This is a genomic window from Nonomuraea sp. NPDC004354, assembly GCF_053602555.1.
On sequence record NZ_JBSGDV010000007.1, the window covers coordinates 209,372 to 225,725 of the forward strand.

General features: G+C 71.1%; 16 protein-coding genes. 10 read left to right on the plus strand and 6 right to left on the minus strand.

The annotated features are described in order from the left end of the window. The 4 genes from ACWENQ_RS22000 to ACWENQ_RS22015 all read right to left on the minus strand — a co-directional run bounded on the left by ACWENQ_RS22000 (position 1) and on the right by ACWENQ_RS22015 (position 5,502). Complete coding sequence (locus ACWENQ_RS22000; protein WP_452415851.1) at positions 1 to 3,129, minus strand: hypothetical protein; 3,129 nt, start codon at positions 3,127 to 3,129, stop codon at positions 1 to 3. 225 nt (positions 3,130 to 3,354) lie between these two features. After that, entirely contained in the window at positions 3,355 to 4,110 is a 756-nt protein-coding gene (locus ACWENQ_RS22005; RefSeq protein ID WP_452415852.1) for a class I SAM-dependent methyltransferase, read from the minus strand. A 106-nt stretch (positions 4,111 to 4,216) separates the two neighbouring features. Beyond that, complete coding sequence (locus ACWENQ_RS22010; RefSeq protein WP_452415853.1) at positions 4,217 to 5,263, minus strand: ABC transporter substrate-binding protein; 1,047 nt, start codon at positions 5,261 to 5,263, stop codon at positions 4,217 to 4,219. Between the two features lie 17 nt (positions 5,264 to 5,280). Further along, on the minus strand, positions 5,281 to 5,502 hold the full coding sequence (locus ACWENQ_RS22015; RefSeq protein ID WP_449917789.1) for a putative acetyltransferase: 222 nt from the start codon (positions 5,500 to 5,502) through the stop codon (positions 5,281 to 5,283). 85 nt (positions 5,503 to 5,587) lie between these two features. Between ACWENQ_RS22015 and fdxA the strand changes: the two genes are divergently transcribed. Genes fdxA through ACWENQ_RS22030 form a run of 3 tightly spaced genes read left to right on the plus strand, consistent with a single transcriptional unit; the run spans position 5,588 to position 7,629 of the window. Then, positions 5,588 to 5,914, plus strand: a complete 327-nt coding sequence (fdxA, locus tag ACWENQ_RS22020; protein WP_354905819.1) for a ferredoxin — start codon at positions 5,588 to 5,590, stop codon at positions 5,912 to 5,914. A gap of 3 nt (positions 5,915 to 5,917) precedes the next feature. Then, positions 5,918 to 6,988 (plus strand): succinyldiaminopimelate transaminase, encoded by a 1,071-nt coding sequence (gene dapC / locus ACWENQ_RS22025; RefSeq protein WP_452415854.1) that lies wholly within the window; start codon positions 5,918 to 5,920, stop codon positions 6,986 to 6,988. Between the two features lie 11 nt (positions 6,989 to 6,999). Further along, the gene (locus ACWENQ_RS22030) at positions 7,000 to 7,629 is read left to right on the plus strand and encodes a DUF4178 domain-containing protein (RefSeq protein ID WP_354905821.1); all 630 of its coding nucleotides are present in this window, start codon (positions 7,000 to 7,002) and stop codon (positions 7,627 to 7,629) included. Positions 7,630 to 7,767: 138 nt separating this feature from the next. On the opposite strand, the gene ACWENQ_RS22035 is transcribed toward ACWENQ_RS22030, so the two are convergent. Further along, a complete protein-coding gene (locus ACWENQ_RS22035) occupies positions 7,768 to 8,568 on the minus strand; it encodes a hypothetical protein (protein ID WP_452415855.1) in 801 nt (266 codons plus the stop codon). A gap of 37 nt (positions 8,569 to 8,605) precedes the next feature. Between ACWENQ_RS22035 and ACWENQ_RS22040 the strand changes: the two genes are divergently transcribed. From ACWENQ_RS22040 to ACWENQ_RS22055, 4 genes are all read left to right on the plus strand, one after another. Continuing rightward, positions 8,606 to 9,439 (plus strand): 2,3,4,5-tetrahydropyridine-2,6-dicarboxylate N-succinyltransferase, encoded by an 834-nt coding sequence (locus tag ACWENQ_RS22040; protein ID WP_354905824.1) that lies wholly within the window; start codon positions 8,606 to 8,608, stop codon positions 9,437 to 9,439. Between the two features lie 73 nt (positions 9,440 to 9,512). Next, positions 9,513 to 10,574 (plus strand): succinyl-diaminopimelate desuccinylase, encoded by a 1,062-nt coding sequence (dapE, locus tag ACWENQ_RS22045; protein ID WP_354905825.1) that lies wholly within the window; start codon positions 9,513 to 9,515, stop codon positions 10,572 to 10,574. Between the two features lie 161 nt (positions 10,575 to 10,735). Then, positions 10,736 to 11,530: an LOG family protein gene (locus tag ACWENQ_RS22050; protein WP_354905826.1), complete on the plus strand. Its 795-nt coding sequence runs from the start codon at positions 10,736 to 10,738 to the stop codon at positions 11,528 to 11,530. Between the two features lie 11 nt (positions 11,531 to 11,541). After that, positions 11,542 to 12,129 (plus strand): LOG family protein, encoded by a 588-nt coding sequence (locus tag ACWENQ_RS22055; protein ID WP_354905827.1) that lies wholly within the window; start codon positions 11,542 to 11,544, stop codon positions 12,127 to 12,129. Positions 12,130 to 13,101: 972 nt separating this feature from the next. Here the strand turns inward: ACWENQ_RS22055 and ACWENQ_RS22060 are convergent. Continuing rightward, positions 13,102 to 13,383, minus strand: a complete 282-nt coding sequence (locus ACWENQ_RS22060) for a hypothetical protein (protein WP_354905829.1) — start codon at positions 13,381 to 13,383, stop codon at positions 13,102 to 13,104. Positions 13,384 to 13,411: 28 nt separating this feature from the next. On the opposite strand from ACWENQ_RS22060, the gene ACWENQ_RS22065 reads away from it, so the two are divergent. The 3 genes from ACWENQ_RS22065 (at position 13,412) to ACWENQ_RS22075 (ending at position 16,118) form a co-directional block, all read left to right on the plus strand. Then, on the plus strand, positions 13,412 to 14,731 hold the full coding sequence (locus ACWENQ_RS22065; protein ID WP_452415856.1) for a hypothetical protein: 1,320 nt from the start codon (positions 13,412 to 13,414) through the stop codon (positions 14,729 to 14,731). Beyond that, positions 14,728 to 15,285 carry a DNA-3-methyladenine glycosylase I gene (locus ACWENQ_RS22070; protein ID WP_354905832.1) on the plus strand — a complete coding sequence of 186 codons (558 nt, stop codon included), beginning with the start codon at positions 14,728 to 14,730 and terminating at the stop codon, positions 15,283 to 15,285. The genes ACWENQ_RS22065 and ACWENQ_RS22070 overlap by 4 nt, the downstream gene beginning before the upstream one ends. A gap of 278 nt (positions 15,286 to 15,563) precedes the next feature. Further along, positions 15,564 to 16,118, plus strand: a complete 555-nt coding sequence (locus tag ACWENQ_RS22075) for a histidine phosphatase family protein (protein ID WP_452415857.1) — start codon at positions 15,564 to 15,566, stop codon at positions 16,116 to 16,118. The last annotated feature ends 236 nt before the right edge of the window (positions 16,119 to 16,354 follow it).

Consider the following 16,354-nt stretch of genomic DNA (forward strand, 5'->3'; position numbering starts at 1 on the left):
TCAGTCCAACAGGTCGAGCAGGTCACGGTCCCCGCGTTCGCGGAGCCTGGTCTTGAGGTCGTCCAGACTGACGTTGCCCGACATGCCAATCCTTATGGCGATGATTCTCGCGGCGTGCTCGATCGCGCTGCTCAGGCCGGTGTAGTCGGCCAGGCGCAGCGCCTTGGAGATCTTACTGGCGCCCGGCGTGGCCACCGGCAGGTGCTTGGCCCGCAGCACGCCCTCCTTCGAGAGCGTGATGAACAGGTGCCCGCCCTCCCGCGCGCCGACGTCGGCCAGCAGCCTGCCCATCTGGCTGATGCACGGCCTGCCCAGCCAGCTGATCGACAGCTCGCCCGCCGCGCTCCTGACCGTCCAGCTCGCGCCCGCGGTCAGCCCCAGGTAGGCGGCGAACCCGCTCGGCAGCGCGCACTCACCGGTGGCCAGCTGCTCGGCGGTCACGTCGATCCGCAGCCACCAGCGCCCGTCGGGCTGCCGGAAGCAGCGTTTGGTCAGCGAGACGTCCTTGAAGGCCTGGTGCGGCTTGCCGTTGCCGTTGCCGTCGGATGGCGCGGGCGCAGGGAACTCCTCGAACCGGGCCGCCGCCTCAACGGGCGCACCCTGCGGCTCCGGGTGCGGCGGCGCCTGGACGGACCCGGCGTACGGCTCGGCCCCCGGCACGGACTGGAACCGCGGCTCCAGCACGGGCGCCGCTGCGGGCTCCTGCGGTCGTTGGAGGTGCGGTTCTCCCGCTCCAGGGCCGGGAAGATGCGGTTCTCCCACCCCGGGACCAGGAAGATGCGGTTCTCCCGCCCCGGGACCAGGAAGGTACGGTTCTCCGACCCCGGGACCAGGGAAGGGCGGCTCACCGGCCACCACCGGGCCGGAGAACTGCGGCTCCTCAGCCGCCGGGCCAGGGAAGTGCGGCTCCGGAACGGCAGGCGAGCCGGGCACCTCGGCGATCCGCGCCGGTGCGGCCAGCGTCGCCTGCACGAACTGCCAGGCGGGCACGTCGAGCGCGCGCACCTCTCTGCCGTGCCAGTCGGCCGCCCCGATCAGCAGGTCCCGCGGCGGATCCACGCCCAGCCGGGCGCGCAGGTCGTCGAGGTGCGCCCGGTACGGCGCGGTCTCCTCGGCGGCCAGCCACCGCAGCAGGCGCTGGCGCAGCTCGGCCTCGACGGCGACGATCTCCGCCTTGGGGGCCGCGAACAGCTTGGCCAGCTGCTCCACGGCCGAAGGAGCATCGGTGAAGACGCGGTTCTGCGCGACGGCCCACGTCTTGTCGTCCAGACCCGCGAAGGAGGCCTCGATCAGCGCGTGCAGGTCGACCGCCCCGGCGGGGGCACCCGCCGCCGACGGCTCGCCACCGGACACACCCGCCTCGGGCAGGCCACCACTCGCGAAACCCGCGTCGGCCGGCTCCCCACTCGCGTCGCCCACGTCGGGCAGGTCATTACCCGGGATGCCCGCGTCGGGCAGCCGGTCGTGGGGGACGTGCGCGTCGGATAGGTCGCCATGTGCGGCGCCCGCGTCGGCCGGCCGGTCGTGGGGGACGTCCGCGTCGGGAAGGTCACCACCCGGGACGTCCGCGTCGGGCAGTTCGCCGCCGGACGCGCCGGTGACAGGAAGGCCGTCGGGCGTGTCCGACCCGAACAGGTCGCCATCCTGGACGCGCGCAGCGGGCAGATCGTCATCCGGGACACCAGCAGCGGAGAGGTCGTCACCCGGGACGCGCGCTGCGGGCAGGTCGTCACTCGGGACCCGCGAAGCGGGCAGGTCGCCGTCCGGGACGCCCGCCGCCGGCTCGTCGTCCGGCACGGCGGCGAAGGACCACTCGCCCACCGGGTCGGCCACCGGGTCGGCCACCGTGTGCGGCCGCTCGCCATCCGGGGCGGCCTCGTCGGCCCTGTCGCCCTCACGCTCGGCGCGTTCCACACCGGGGCTCGCGGCGCCCGTGCCATCGAGGACGTCGGCTGCGGGCTCCTGGACGCCGTCCGCCCACAGAGCACCGGCACCGGCCGCCTCCTGAAGCCCGGACGCCTCGGGCATCCCCGGGGCCGAGGGCTCCTCGGACACCGGCTTGAACGCGGAGTCCTGGCCACTGTCGGCGGGACGCGGAGTGGACACCTGGAAGGCGTCCCAGCGCTCGGCTCGCGCGGACGCGGCCTGCTCGGGCGCCGCATGCGGGGTGGCGTCCTGCCCGCCCGTCGTGGTGCCGGTCCCGAAGGCGTCGAACGGCGTGCCGTAGGACTGCTTGGTGGAGCGGGGCTTGCGCGACGGGAGCGGCGGCGCCTCGGCCCGCGACCCGGCGACCGGCCGATCCGGCGCCACCGGGGCGCCCACGCTCGGCGAGACGGGTTCCACCGGGGACACGGCGCTCGGCGCGGGCATGCCGAACTCGACGGGGGAGTCGGCACCCGACGCCTGCAGACCGTGCCCCGAGGCGTCCGATCCCAAGGCGTCCGATCCCAAGGCGTCCGGCGAGGCGTCCGGTGCCGCAGCGTTCGCCTCCGGCTCCAGGGCGTCAGGCGCCGAGGTCTTGGGCTCCAGGTGGTCCGGCGCCGAGGTCTCCGGCTCCAGGGCGTCCGGCGCGAGAGCCTCCAGCCGTGCGACGCCCGCGGCGCCCCGTCCGGGCGCGGCGGACTCCAGGACGTCGGCTGCGTCCCGCTCCGGGGCCTCCGGCCGCGCCAGGGTCGGCTGCGCGGGGGCCGGCTGGGAGAGTTCCGGCTGTGCGGTGTCCGACCGTGCGGTGTCCGGCTCCGCGAAAGTGTCCAGGATGTCCCGCTCCGCGGGGGTGTCCAGGACGTCCGGCTCCGGCGGGAGCGATGCCGCGGCCTCCGGGCGCGACACGGCCTCCTCGCCCGGCGTCAGCCGTACGAAGACCGCCGAGAACAGCGAGGTGAGCACCGGCCGCGCCTTCACGAACGGCTGGTCCACCAGCTCGCGGCTGCTCAGCGACAGCAGCCCCGGCCACGAGCCCACCCGGTCGAGGGCGATCGCGACGTGCGGCTCGTCGGCCTCGTCGGGGTCCAGGACGTGCAGCGCGGGCAGGACGTCGCCGATGGCCGCGGCGGGCCACTGCTCCAGCGCGATCTCCGTCAGCAGCTCGCCGAGGGGCTCGGGTCCGATGGCGGCCAGCACCCGCGGCATGGGCAGGCTCCGCCACCACGCGTCAGGCAGGTGCGGTTGCCCGTGGAGCAGTGTGATCGCGGCAGCGTCGCTCCACCGCAAGGGTGGTACGAGGTCGCTCAGGCAGAAGTTCATCCTGTTCCGTTCACCAGTCCCTCGCGCCGCGGTCGCGGCGCAGCCATACTTGTGCCGCCACGGAACAGACCATAGCCGCGCAAAACAGCCCTGTGCATCATGGAGTACGTATCAGCGCCTGACGGCGGCGAAGCGTAGCCGCACGTAGTCGGCCATCCAGCCGCTCTCCCTGCGGAGCGCCGGGGCGGCCAGCTCGTTGACCCGCCTGAGCAGCGGTTCGATCAGGTCGGCGGGCAGCCCGTCGAGGAGCGTTCCGGCGTACACACGGACCCAGTCGGCGGCCCCGCGGGGGCACTCGTCGAGCGGGGTGGGCCGGTCGAAGTACTCGAGCAGCCTGACGACGAAGCCCTCCTTCTCCAGCAGCCTGGAGTGCTCGGCGGGCGTGGGGAAGTACCAGGGCAGCTCGGGCTCGCGCAGGCCGTACTCGCGCCATGCGGTGGAGACGGCGGCGGTCAGCTCCGCGCAGTTGCCGGCGCCGCCCATCTCGGCCACGAAGCGGCCGCCGGGCCGCAGCGCCTCGCGCACGTTGGCGACGACGGTGCGGGGGTCGCGGCTCATCCAGTGGAGGGCGGCGTTGGAGAAGACGGCGTCGTAGGCCTGCGCGACGGTGAAGTCGTGGCCGTCGCCCACGATGAAGTCGATGCCCGGGTACTGGGCCAGGGCCTTCTCGATCATCGCGAGCGAGCCGTCGATGCCGAGCACGCTCGCCCCCCTGGCGGCGATCTCGGCGGTCAGCACGCCGGTGCCGCAGCCGAGGTCGAGCACGCGCTCACCCGGCTGCGGATCGAGCAGGTCGACCAGTGGCGCTCCCTGCGGCGAGACATAGCCGAAGCCGCTGTCGTAGGCGCGAGCGGTCAACCGCGTCATGCTCGGTGTGTCGTATCGCAAGACCGATCAGCTCCCCCGTAGTGGGACAACAACTCTAGGGGCTGAAGGTCTCTACGACATATCAGTCACACCGGGCACACTTGTCTCACCGGGCCCAGTTCTTCTTCAGGTAGGCCTTCGCGGCGTCGGTCTGCGGGATCGTGAGCAGCACCGGCGGCCCGGGAGGGGCGGGCAGCTGCGCGGCGACCTGGGTGTCGAGGGTGCCCTTCATGACCATCGCCTCACCCCGCGCGGGACGGGCGTAGCCCTTGAGGAACAGGTTCTGGCCCTCGTCGGAGAACAGGAACTCCTGCCACAGCCTGGCCGCGGCGGGGTGCGGGGCGTCCTTGTTGATCGCCTGCACGTAGTACGCGCCGAGGGGCGCGTCCTTCGGGATCGTGACCTTCCAGCTCTCGCCGGGCTTGGCGGTGCGGGTCGCGTTGAGGTAGTCCCAGTCGACGACGACGTTGGCGGAGCTCTGCTGGGTCAGCTGGCCCGCCTTCCGCAGCTTGTCGAACAGCTCGACGCCGCGCTGCACCTGGGGCACGCCGTCCACCAGCGAGGCGGCCATGACGCCGTTGAAGGCGGCGGCGGTCTGCCGGGGGTCGCCGGGGAGCGCCACCTTGTAGCCGGGCCTGAGCAGGTCGGCGAAGGAGGCGGGCGGCCTGACGTGGCGGGAGTCGTACCCGAGCGACATGTAGCCGCCGTAGCCGGCGTACCAGGCTCCGTTCCGGTCCTTCACGTGGTCGGGCACGTCCTGCCAGCCCGCCACCTTGTACGGCGCGAAGCGCGCGGCGTTGGCGACCGCGGCCTCCAGGCTGAGGTCGAAGACGTCAGGCTTGAGCTGCGCGGCGGACTCGATCGCGCGCTGGCTGCTGGCGGTGGGCTCGAACTGGTTGACCTTGATGCCGTACTTGTCGGCGAAGGTGTCGATGATCTCGCCGTAGTTGGCCCAGTCACGCGGCAGGGCGATGACGTTGAGCTCGCCCTCCTTCTTGGCGGCCTCCGCCAGCCGCTCGACGGTGGTGAACCCGGCCTTCATCGAGGCGGCCTTCACGTCGACCGGAGGCAGCGGCTTCTCTTCCGTCTTCGCGGCGCCGCATCCGGCGCTGAGGAGAACGGCGGCTACGGCGGCACAGGTACGCACAGTCACATGAAAGATACTCGCCGCTACACTCGCTCAGGTCGAGGAGGCACGACCTTCGCGGCCACCAAATGCTCCTCCTGGATCTCCACGAGCGTGCCGTCGCGCTTGCGGACGCGCAGCACTCCGCCGTCCCACGATTCGAGAATGCCCACGGCGTCGCGGAAACCACCGGGCACCATTCTCCGTGTGGTAACCCTGGCCCCAATATCCGCACTTGTCAGGGCGATGATGAGGCGAGCGGCCATGAGTTTGCCACCCTCCGTTCCCGACACTTGGCTGACCCGGCAATACTAGGGCGTAGAAAACCCGCGGTCTAAGAAGGAGCTCGACGTGACGTACGTCATCGCGCAGCCTTGCGTGGACGTTCTGGACAAGGCGTGCATCGAGGAGTGCCCCGTCGATTGCATCTACGAGGGCGAGCGCATGCTTTACATCCACCCCGACGAGTGCGTGGACTGCGGCGCGTGCGAGCCTGTCTGCCCCGTAGAGGCGATCTTCTACGAAGACGACCTTCCCGAGCAGTGGAAGGACTTCTACAAGGCCAATGTGGACTTCTTCGAGGACCTGGGCTCGCCGGGCGGCGCCTCGAAGGTCGGCAAGATCGACAAGGACCACCCCGTCGTCGCCGCACTGCCGCCGCAGGCCGAGGAGCACTGACAGGTGCACAATCTGCCGGACTTCCCGTGGGACCGGCTGGCGCCCTACAAGGAGCGCGCGCAGGCGCACCCCGACGGCATCGTCGACCTGTCGGTCGGCACCCCGGTCGATCCCGTGCCGCAGATCGTGCAGGACGCGCTGGCCGGGGCCGCCGACAGCCCCGGCTATCCGCTGACGTACGGCACGCGCGAGGTGCGCGCCGCGGCGGCGGGCTGGTTGCGCCGCAGGCACGGCGTCACGGTCGACGAGCGTGCCGTGCTGCCGCTCATCGGCTCGAAGGAGTTCGTGGCCTGGCTGCCGACGCTGCTCGGCGCCCGGCGGGTCGTCATCCCCGAGCTGGCCTATCCCACCTACGACGTGGGCGCCCGCATCGCGGGGGCCACGCCGATCGCCGCCGACGGGCTGCTGGCCCTCGGTCCCGCCGACGTCGACCTGATCTGGGTCAACTCGCCCTCCAACCCCACGGGCAAGGTGCTGCCCGCCGAACACCTGCGCAAGGTGGTCTCCTGGGCGCGTGAGCGCGGCGCGATCGTCGCCTCCGACGAGTGCTACATCGAGCTCGGCTGGGAAGAGGAGCCGATCTCCATCCTCCACCCGGACGTGTGCGGCGGCTCCCACGAGGGGTTGCTGGCCGTCCACTCGCTGTCCAAGCGCTCCAACCTGGCCGGATACCGTGCCGGGTTCGTCGCGGGCGATCCCGCGCTGGTCGCCAGGCTGCTGGAGATCCGCAAGCACGCGGGCATGATCATGCCGGAGCCGGTCCAGACCGCGATGACGGTCGCGCTAGGCGACGACGCCCATGCCGACGAGCAGCGCGAGCGCTACTCCGCCAGGCGGCGGCTGCTCCGCCCGGTGCTGGAGAAGGCCGGCTGGCGCGTCGACCACTCCACGGCTGGGCTCTACCTGTGGGCCTCCGACGGCACCGACTGCTGGGATCAGGTGCGCCGCCTCTCCGAAACCGGCATTTTGGTCGCACCCGGGGATTTCTACGGAACCGCTGGTGGCAGCCACATCCGGATCGCCGTGACGGCCACCGACGAACGCATCAGTGCGGCGGTGCGTCGCCTCCAGTAGGATCCCGCGGCATGACCTCCATGGTCGTCATCGGGCTGAGCGTCGTCACCATCGTCCTCCTGCTGGGCGCCTTGCTCACCACCATGCGCAAGGGCCGCCCAGCCGCGGGCGCGGCGTCCCCCCTTCCTTCCTCCGGGCAGGGCACGGTCGGCTCCGACTACGACGACCCGCGCACGATCAGGGTCGGCGACAAGATCGAGACTCACGGCAAGCCCGCCCAGGTGCGTGGCGCCGTCCACGTGTCGTGCCAGGGCCAGCAGTGGACCGAGTACCTGCTCGACGACGGCTCCCGGCGGCCGGTGTGGCTGTCGGTCCAGGTACGGCACGGCCTCGTCTCCACCGATCCGCCGCACCTGGAGGTCCTGCTCTGGACGGACGTGCCCACGCAGGGCATGATCCCGGCCAAGACCATGCTGATCATGGAAGGGGTGGAGTTCCACCCCGTCGACAGGGGCACCGCGGCCTTCCGGTCGGAGGGCGAGACCGGGCGGCCCGAGCGCGGCCTGCTCGACTTCGCCGACTACCGGGCCGCCGACGGGCGGTTGCTGTCGTTCGAGCGGGTGCAGGGCCAGGGCTGGACCGCCAGCTACGCGCAGCCGCTGCCGCCGGGCTCGATCACCATCGTCAGCCGCGCTGCCTGACCCAGCTCAGCTCGACGTCCCGCCTTCCGCCGTGCCGCCGGGCGCGGTCTCCGTCGTCTGCCGCCCGGCTCAGATCAGTTCGACGTCCCGCTTTCCCGCCGTGCCGCCGGGCGCGGTCTCCGTCGTCTGCCGCCTGGCTCAGGTCAGTTCGACGTCGCGCCTTCCCGCCGTGCCGCCGGCCTTCCAGCCCTCCGACGACCAGACGATCCCGTCGAAGCCGACGCTGCGCAGGCCGTACTCCTGGGCGTGGGCGACCGACCACGCGGCGATCAGCCACCCGCGCCTCGACGTCGGCACGCTCACGGCGCCGAGCGCCCTGGTCAGCTCCCGCCGCGCCTCTCCCGGCCGCGAAGGCGCGGGCGTCGCCGTCTTCGGATAGGTGCAGTGGACGGCCCGCGGCACCCTGCCGGTGAACGCCGCCGCCAGGATGCGCGCGCTCGTCTCGTGCGGCCCGTAGGCGTACCCGGCGGCGGAGCGCTGGACGGCCTGCGCGGCCTCCGCGACGGGCAGCTTCCGGTAGTCCTTCACCTTCACCAGCGCGGCGAAGAAGCGGTTGGTCGCGTAGACCGGGTCCATGATCTGTTTCTTCCTGCCCCAGCCCTGCGAGGGCCGCTGCTGGAAGACACCCACCGAGTCGCGGTCGCCGTACGAGAGGTTGTAGAGCTTCGACTCCTGGATCGCCGTGGCGTACGCGATGACGACGGCCTGCTCCGGCAGGCGCCTGCGCTCGGCCACCGCCGCGATCGTGGCGGCGATGCGCGCCTGCTCGATGTCGAGCTCCAGCTCGCCCTTCGCGGTGCGCACCACGCAGCTCTCGATGTCCTCGGCCAGCGGATCGGCCTTCCTGAGCAGCACGTAGACGCCCACGGCGATGGCGACCGCGAGCGCGACGACGATGATCGCGATGGTCAGGACGGCTCGGGAGAAGCTATGCCGCACGCTGAGAAACCTACCCGGACAGATAAGCTCCGTGGCCATGAGCAAGAGCCATGCGAGTCCGCTGCCGGCGGCCATCGATGAGCTGTGGGCCCACAGGGAGGCGCTCTCTCCTTCCGACGCGGCCGCCAGAGGCGTCGTCGTCGGCGCGATCGACCAGCTCGACACCGGCAAGGCGCGGGTGGCCACGATCTCCGCCGACGGTGAGGTGGTGGTCGACGAGCGGGCCAAGCGGGCCATCCTGCTCAGCTTCAAGGTGCTCGGCATGGCCAGGTCGCAGGTGGGCGACTTCCAGCACCACGACAGGCTGCCGTTGAAGACCACGTTCGACGGGGTCAGGGTGGTGCCGGGCGCGATCGCCAGATGGGGTTCCTACCTCGCGCCCGGCGTGGTGCTCATGCCGTCGTTCACCAACATCGGGGCGTACGTCGGCGGCGGCACCATGGTCGACACCTGGGCCACCGTGGGCTCCTGCGCGCAGATCGGGGAGAACGTCCACCTGTCCGGCGGGGTGGGCATCGGCGGCGTCCTCGAACCGCCCAACGCGGTGCCCGTCGTCGTGGAGGACGACGCGCTGATCGGCAGCAGGGCGATGCTGGTCGAAGGAGCGCGCGTGGGACGCGGGGCGGTCGTCGGGGCTGGAACGATCCTGTCCGCCTCGATGCCGGTGATCGACGTGGAGACGGGGGAGGAGCTCGGGCGCGGGCGGATCCCCGACTGGTGCGTGGCGGTGGGCGGCACGCGGCCGAAGGAGTTCGCCGGGGGGACGTTCGGGTTGCCGTGCGTGCTGGTGCTCAAGCGGCTCGAGCCCGGCCAGCGGCACGACAAGGCGGCGCTGAACGACGTGCTGAGGGAGCACGGCGTCAACGCCTGACCCCGGCGGCGGCCCCCGTGCCTGCCGGTCCGGCCTGTGGCCGGCCGTACGCCCGAGGTTAGGGTTGGGTGCCATGCTGGACTTGACGCAGGACGTAGGCGCGCTGACCGCCACCATCGTGGACATCGAATCGGTCAGCGGCAACGAGAAGGTGCTCGCCGACGCGGTCGAGGAGGCGCTCAGACGGCTTCCGCACCTCACCGTCGACAGGTCCGGCGAGACCGTCGTCGCCCGCACCAACCTCGGCCGCCCCGAGCGCGTGCTCATCGCCGGACACCTCGACACCGTCCCCACGGCGGGCAACCTGCCCAGCAGGATCGAGGGCGACCTCCTCTACGGGTGCGGCACCTCCGACATGAAGGCGGGCGTCGCCGTCGCGCTCAAGCTCGCCGCCCTCCTTCCCGCCCCCAACCGCGACGTCACCTACGTCTTCTACGACTGCGAGGAGGTCGAGGCCGAGCGCAACGGCCTGACCAGGGTCAGCCGCGACCACGCCGACTGGCTGGCCGCCGACTTCGCCGTCCTCATGGAGCCGACCGACGGCGTGATCGAGGGCGGCTGCCAGGGCACGCTCCGCGCGGACATCACCACGCGAGGCAGGCGCGCCCACAGCGCCAGGTCATGGCTCGGCGTCAACGCCATCCACGCCCTCGAGCCGATCCTGGCCAGGCTCACCACCTACGAGGCCAGGCAGCCCGTGGTCGACGGCCTGCAGTACCACGAAGGGCTCAACGCGGTGTCGGTGCGCGGCGGCGTGGCCGGCAACGTCATCCCCGACCAGGCCGTGGTCACCGTCAACTTCCGCTTCGCGCCCGACCTGTCGCTGGCGCAGGCCGAGGAGCACGTGCGGGAGGTGTTCGACCGGTTCGAGGTGGCCATCACCGACGGCGCCCCCGCCGCCCGCCCCGGGCTCACCCACCCCGTGGCCGCCGCGTTCGTCTCCGCCGTCGGCGGCACACCCCGCGCCAAGCTGGGCTGGACCGACGTCGCCCGCTTCTCCGCCCTCGGCGTCCCCGCCGTCAACTACGGCCCCGGCGACCCCAACCTCGCCCACCAGCAGGGTGAATACGCCTCGCTCAGCCAGATCAGGGCCAGCGAGACCGCGATGCTGAACTGGCTCTCCCCGGGCGCGTAACCCCCCCTACAACGTGAAAGTGGCTTTCCTCGCCGGCCATTTGGCGGGGAAAGCCACTTTCAGTCCCGAGCAGCACCCTCGGCAGTTAGACGCAGCGGCTTCGAAATCCGGTTCCCTCCTTTTTTCAAGATTTTTTAACCGGGCGCGCTAGCGTGCTCCGTATGAAACGGACACGTCCCGAACGTCGTCAGGGTCTTGCGGTCGTCCGCGGCCAGCTCGTTCCTGAATCCACCTATGACCAGCGCCTTCTCGATCGCCAAGGGCCCACCGACTGGGTTCACATGGATCCGTGGCGGGTGCTGCGCATCCAGGCCGAGTTCGTCGAGGGCTTCGGCCAGCTGGCCGAACTCCCCACCGCGGTCACCGTGTTCGGCTCGGCGCGCACCACCGTCGACTCCCCCGAGTACCAGCTGGGCGTCGAACTGGGGAGCAAGCTGGCCAAGGCCGGATACGCCGTCATCACCGGCGGCGGACCCGGCGCCATGGAGGCGGCCAACAAGGGCGCGTCCGAGGCGGGCGGCATCTCCGTCGGCCTCGGCATCGAGCTCCCCTTCGAGCAGCGCATGAACGACTACGTCGACCTCGGCATCGAATTCCGCTACTTCTTCGTGCGCAAGACGATGTTCGTGAAGTACTCGTGCGGGTTCATCACGCTGCCCGGCGGGTTCGGCACGCTCGACGAACTCTTCGAGGCGCTCACCCTGGTGCAGACGCACAAGGTCACCTCGTTCCCCGTGGTGCTCGTAGGCACCGAGTACTGGAGCGGCCTCCTCGACTGGATCAAGGGAACGCTGCTGTCGACCGGCAAGATCTCCGCCCCCGACCTCGACCTGATCCACCTCACCGACGACGTCGACGAGGCGGTGAACATCATCGTCGAGTCCGAGCACAACCGCAGCCGCCTCAGCACCGAGGAGTTGGAGGCCGTCGCGAGCCACCGGACAGAGCCTCAATAGACTCCGTTTCCGTGAACATCTGCGTTTTCTGTGCATCCAGTCAGAAGATCGACCCCAAGTACGTGGACCTCGCCACCGAGGTCGGCACCGAAATCGCCCTCAGGGGTCACACCCTGGTGAGCGGCGGGGCCACGGTCTCCTGCATGGGCGCGGTGACCAGCGCAGCCAGAGCCGCCGGTGGCCGCACCATCGGCGTGATCCCCCAGGTGCTGGTCGACATCGAAGTCGCCGACACCGAGTCGGACGAACTGGTCATCACCGCCGACATGCGCGAACGCAAGGGCGTCATGGACGCCCGCTCCGACGCGTTCCTGGTGCTCCCCGGGGGCATCGGGACGCTGGAGGAGCTGTTCGAGATCTGGACGGCGCGCGTGCTCGGCGTCCACACCAAGCCGCTGGTGATCCTCGACCCGTGGGGGCTGTACGAGCCGCTGCGGGCGCTGGTGAAGCACATGTACGACGAAGGGTTCACGCGCGCGAACGTCTTCGACGCGATCACGTGGACCACGTCGGTGGAGGAGGCGTTGAACCTCCTGGAGTCGCCGGGACAGCCGATGGAACCCAGCGTGGAGGAGCTGGGCGAATCGACCGGCGGGTAGCTGCTTCCCGCGCGGGGGCGCGGGGTCCCGATGATGGGCGCGCAGGCTTCCTACGGCAGGCCGCCACGCTGGGTGCGGTCTGCGGGCTCCCGACCATCGGCAGGCCGCCGCGCGCTCGGTGCCTACGGCAGGCGGCCGCGCTGGGTGCGGTCTGCGGGCGTCCCTACCTACGGCGCGCCGCCGCGCTCGGCGCCTCCTACAGCACGCTGCCCCGCGCTGGGTGCGGTCTGCGGGCTTCCTAGCAACGGCACGCTGCCGCGCTGGGTGCCTACGGCACGCTGCCCCGCGCTGGGTGCGGTCTGCGGGTTTCCGACCCGTGGCATGCCGCCGTGCTCGGTGCCTCCTACGGCACGCCGCCATGTTCGGTGCGGCCTGCGGGCGTCCACGGGACCCGCGGGCCGGCCCATCCCAAGGGGCTCGGCGTTGGCCGTGGGGTGGGTGGCGCCTGCGCTTCCTGCCTCTCGGATCGCTCACGACACGCCGGGACCCTTGAGTCGCTCACGACACGCGTGGCCCCCGGGGGTCGCTCACGCCACGCGTGGCCCCCGGGGGTCGCTCACGCCACGCGTGGCCCCCGGGGGTCGCTCACGACACGCCTGCCCCCCCGGGGGTCGCTCACGACACGCCTGCCCCCCCGGGGGTCGCTCACGACACGCCTGCCCCCCCGGGGTCGCTCATGACGCGCTGGGCCCTTGGGCCGCTCAACCACGACACGCCCGGCGGGAAACCCTTCGCACACTGATTTCCCGGGCCTCAACCCACACCTTTTCCTGGGGCTGGGATCGCACCGTTCCCTGGGGATGAACCCACACGTGTCCCGGGCTGCCTCTCCCTGGGGTGAAGCACACCGCTCGGGCTTCCGGCAAACCCTCGGGAAGGTGCCCGCGCCCGCGAGGTTCCACGTGCCAAGCGCCTCCCGCGCACGCCTTCGCGTACCGGCGACAGCACACCTCGTCGAGGCGCGGCGGGCGATCAGGCCAGGCCGCGGCGGGTCACTGCGGGGGCGCGGGTGCCTGCGAGGGAGTCGGTCATGTCCAGCGCGAGCCGTACCTGGTCGGCGTGCTCCGTCACGAACACGCCCGCGCCGGCCCATCGGAAGACGGCCGCGGCGGCGAGGGCGGCGTCGAGCTGCCGTGGCAGCCTGACCAGCGCCGTGCCCCCGTTCCGCACGAGCTGCCGCACCTCGTCGGGGGTGTCGGCGGGCGTCCACCCGGACTCTTCGGGCGCGCCTGGCGTCAGCACTACAGGCCTCATGTCTCGATCGTACGAGTACGATTCCAATGTGCTGGTCGTACTCGCCATCGCCGCGCTGGCGATCCTCGCCTGCGTCGTCGTGGTATCCCTTGGCAAGGGCGGTGAGCTGGGAGAGTTCCCGCCTGATGTCCCGCCGCTCGGCCTTCCCGAGGCTGGGCAGCTCACGGCCGTCGATTTCATGGCGTTGCAGCTGCCGGTGAACCTGGTCGGCTACCACACGCAGAGCGTCGACGAGAGCCTGCGCAGAGCCGCCAACGCGATCAGCGCCCGCGACACCCGCATCGCCGTGCTGGAGCAGCGCGTGTCGGAGCTGCTGGCCAGCCGGCTGCAGGCGCGCCAGGAGGCTTACGCGAGTCCCGGTGCCGCGCCACGCACCGACCACCGCCCCACCGCGCCCTCCGTCGCGCTGCCTGACGACGACGAGGCCGGGCCCGCCGGCCGTACCGACGAAGACGACGCATCCCTCGCGACCGCACATCAGGATGACAAGGGCGACGCGACCCTCGCCGACACCTTCGCGCACGGGGATGACGAGGACGCCTCCGCACTCGGCGATCGCGACCGCGCCGTCGGCGCTGCCATGCGTGTGTCCGGCGACCATGGCTCTGTTGCCGCCACTACTGCGGGCGGGGATGACGAGGACGCCTCGGCGGCTGGCGATCGCGCTGCGGTGCGTGTGTCCGGTGACCATGGTTCGGTTGCCTCCACTGCTGCGAGCAGGGACGATACGGGCGCTTCCGCGACTGTCGATCGTGACCTCGCGCCCGGCGCTGCGGTGCGCGACGTCGCCGACGATCTCGGGGTCGGCGCTGCCGGCGACTCTGGTGTGGCATCCTCCTCCGCCGCGCACAGCGATGACGCGGACTCCTCTTCGCCCGGCGATGGCGACCACGTCTCTCGCTTGGGGGAGCCCCCGTCTTCTCTCGGGGAGTATGAGGCCGACGCAGGCATGGCTTCCACCGGCGTGTGGCGGGACAGCGAAGCGGTCTCTTCCCCCGAAGAGCACGAGGGCGACAACGGCGCGTCGCCCGTCGGATCGGATGGGGACGCCGGCTCGCCTGCCCGTCCCGCCGCGCACCAGGATTCTCTGCCCAGCCGCCGCAGCGGGGCGGGTGCCGATGCCCCGGCCGGTGAGCACGACTCCGGTGACGACGGTGACGCCGCTCCGAACGCCGAACACGAGGACGGCGATGCGGCGAGCACCGAGAAGGTCAGCCGCTCGTGGGGCGACATCGGTTCGCCCGTGGTGGGTTCCTCCCATGCCGGGACGGAGCGCGCGTCCGCGAGCCGCGACGGCCGCAGCGGGCGGCCTGCCTCGATCGGCCGCGAGAAGAAGAGCCGTTCGTGAGCGAGGTCATTCGGTGCGAGTGGACCGGCATGACGACCCCGCTCTACATCGCCTACCACGACGACGAGTGGGGTCGCCCTGTTCACGGCGATGACAGGGTGTTCGAGCGGGTGAGCCTGGAGGCGTTCCAGTCGGGCTTGTCGTGGCTGACGATTCTGCGCAAGCGGGAGAACTTCCGAAAGGCGTTCGACGACTTCTCCATCGAGAAGGTCGCGACCTACACCGAGGCGGACGTCGACAGGCTGCTCGCCGACGAGGGCATCATCCGCAACCGGGCCAAGATCCAGGCCACCATCGCCAACGCCCGGGCCGCGCTCGAGGTGCCCGGAGGGTTGTCCGAGCTGGTCTGGCGACATGCTGATCCTGATTCTCCTGTTCCCAGCTCGATGGCTGACGTTCCTGCGATCACGCCCGGGTCGAAGGCGCTCGCCAAGGAGCTGAAGGGGTACGGTTTCCGGTTCGTGGGGCCGACCACCGCGTACGCGCTCATGCAGGCCATCGGCCTGGTGAACGACCACATCGCGGACTGCATCGTGCGCCTTCGCGCTGGCTGATCGACTCGCGCTTTGGGCGGGTTCGTCGGGCGGTGTGTTCGTCGGGCTGAGAGACGGCTCCGCGCGTCAGGCGTGATCGTGTTCGCTGGTCGGCGCATGGGATGGTCAGCGCGTTGCGCCTTGTGTTCTGGGGTCGAGCGGCGGTTTTCGCGCTGACTGTTCTCTGCGCGCTGCGTCTGGAGAGGTCGCGTGAACGCCCTCTCATGCGACCGACCCGGTTCTGTGCGCCGCGATATTGGCGTGCGGCGATGGGCCACCATGGGACATCCTGCGGCAGTATGGCGATCTTCTACGTGGTTCAGCATGGCGAGAAGGAGCAACGCGCCGGTGATCCGGGTCTGACCGCGATCGGGCGCCGCCAAGCGCATCGAGCCGCTCGCCGGCTGCAGGCCGTTGATCCGGGCGCCGTGTTCAGCAGCCCGATGCGGCGGGCCCGCGAGACCGCCGACATCATCGCGTCGGCGGTCGGTGTCCCCGTGCGAGAGGATGCCCGACTGCGCGAACGGATGAACTGGGACGGTACGCAATCTCTCGAGGACTTCCTGGCCGATTGGGCGACAGCAGTACGACATCGCGACTTCGTTCCTCTCAGCGGCGACTCGTCGTACCGGGCTGCCGAGCGCTTCCAAGCCTTCCTCGCTGATCACGCACACGAGTCGTCCGCGATCGTCGTCTGCACTCATGGCGGCATCACCGTCGATCTGCTGCGCACGCTGGTGGGCGACGCATCAGTCCCCGCCCGCATGCTGGTGGACGGAGTGCCGCCGTGCGCGATCACCACCCTGGATGGGCACGTGGTGGACATCGCCTCGGTCAGACATCTCCAGGACTGACAACAGTCGGTCGTGCCGGAGGTTCGGTGGTTGTGCCGGGCGTTCGGCGGTTGTGCTGGACGTTCGGTCCCGGAGGTTCGGCGGTCGTGCTGGACGGTTCGTTGGCTGTGCCGGGCGTTCGGCGGTTGTGCCGGGCGTTCGGTGGTCGCACCGGGGTCGAGCCTGGCGTTCAGGCGGGTCGGGTTTTCGTGCGGTGCCCGTGTGGGTGGCGTGCATGGTGTCGCGCGGTCGAGGAC

Bases quoted from the DNA above. Each gene is read 5' to 3' on its own strand.
- ACWENQ_RS22030 (WP_354905821.1), top strand. From the start codon at position 7,000: ATGACCTCCATGGTCGTCATCGGGCTGAGCGTCGTCACCATCGTCCTC.
- ACWENQ_RS22000 (WP_452415851.1), bottom strand. From the start codon at position 3,129: ATGCCGCGGGTGCTGGCCGCCATCGGACCCGAGCCCCTCGGCGAGCTG.
- ACWENQ_RS22060 (WP_354905829.1), bottom strand. From the start codon at position 13,383: ATGAGGCCTGTAGTGCTGACGCCAGGCGCGCCCGAAGAGTCCGGGTGG.
- ACWENQ_RS22040 (WP_354905824.1), top strand. From the start codon at position 8,606: ATGAGCAAGAGCCATGCGAGTCCGCTGCCGGCGGCCATCGATGAGCTG.
- ACWENQ_RS22005 (WP_452415852.1), bottom strand. From the start codon at position 4,110: ATGACGCGGTTGACCGCTCGCGCCTACGACAGCGGCTTCGGCTATGTC.
- ACWENQ_RS22075 (WP_452415857.1), top strand. From the start codon at position 15,564: ATGGCGATCTTCTACGTGGTTCAGCATGGCGAGAAGGAGCAACGCGCC.
- ACWENQ_RS22015 (WP_449917789.1), bottom strand. From the start codon at position 5,502: ATGGCCGCTCGCCTCATCATCGCCCTGACAAGTGCGGATATTGGGGCC.
- dapE (WP_354905825.1), top strand. From the start codon at position 9,513: ATGCTGGACTTGACGCAGGACGTAGGCGCGCTGACCGCCACCATCGTG.
- ACWENQ_RS22050 (WP_354905826.1), top strand. From the start codon at position 10,736: ATGAAACGGACACGTCCCGAACGTCGTCAGGGTCTTGCGGTCGTCCGC.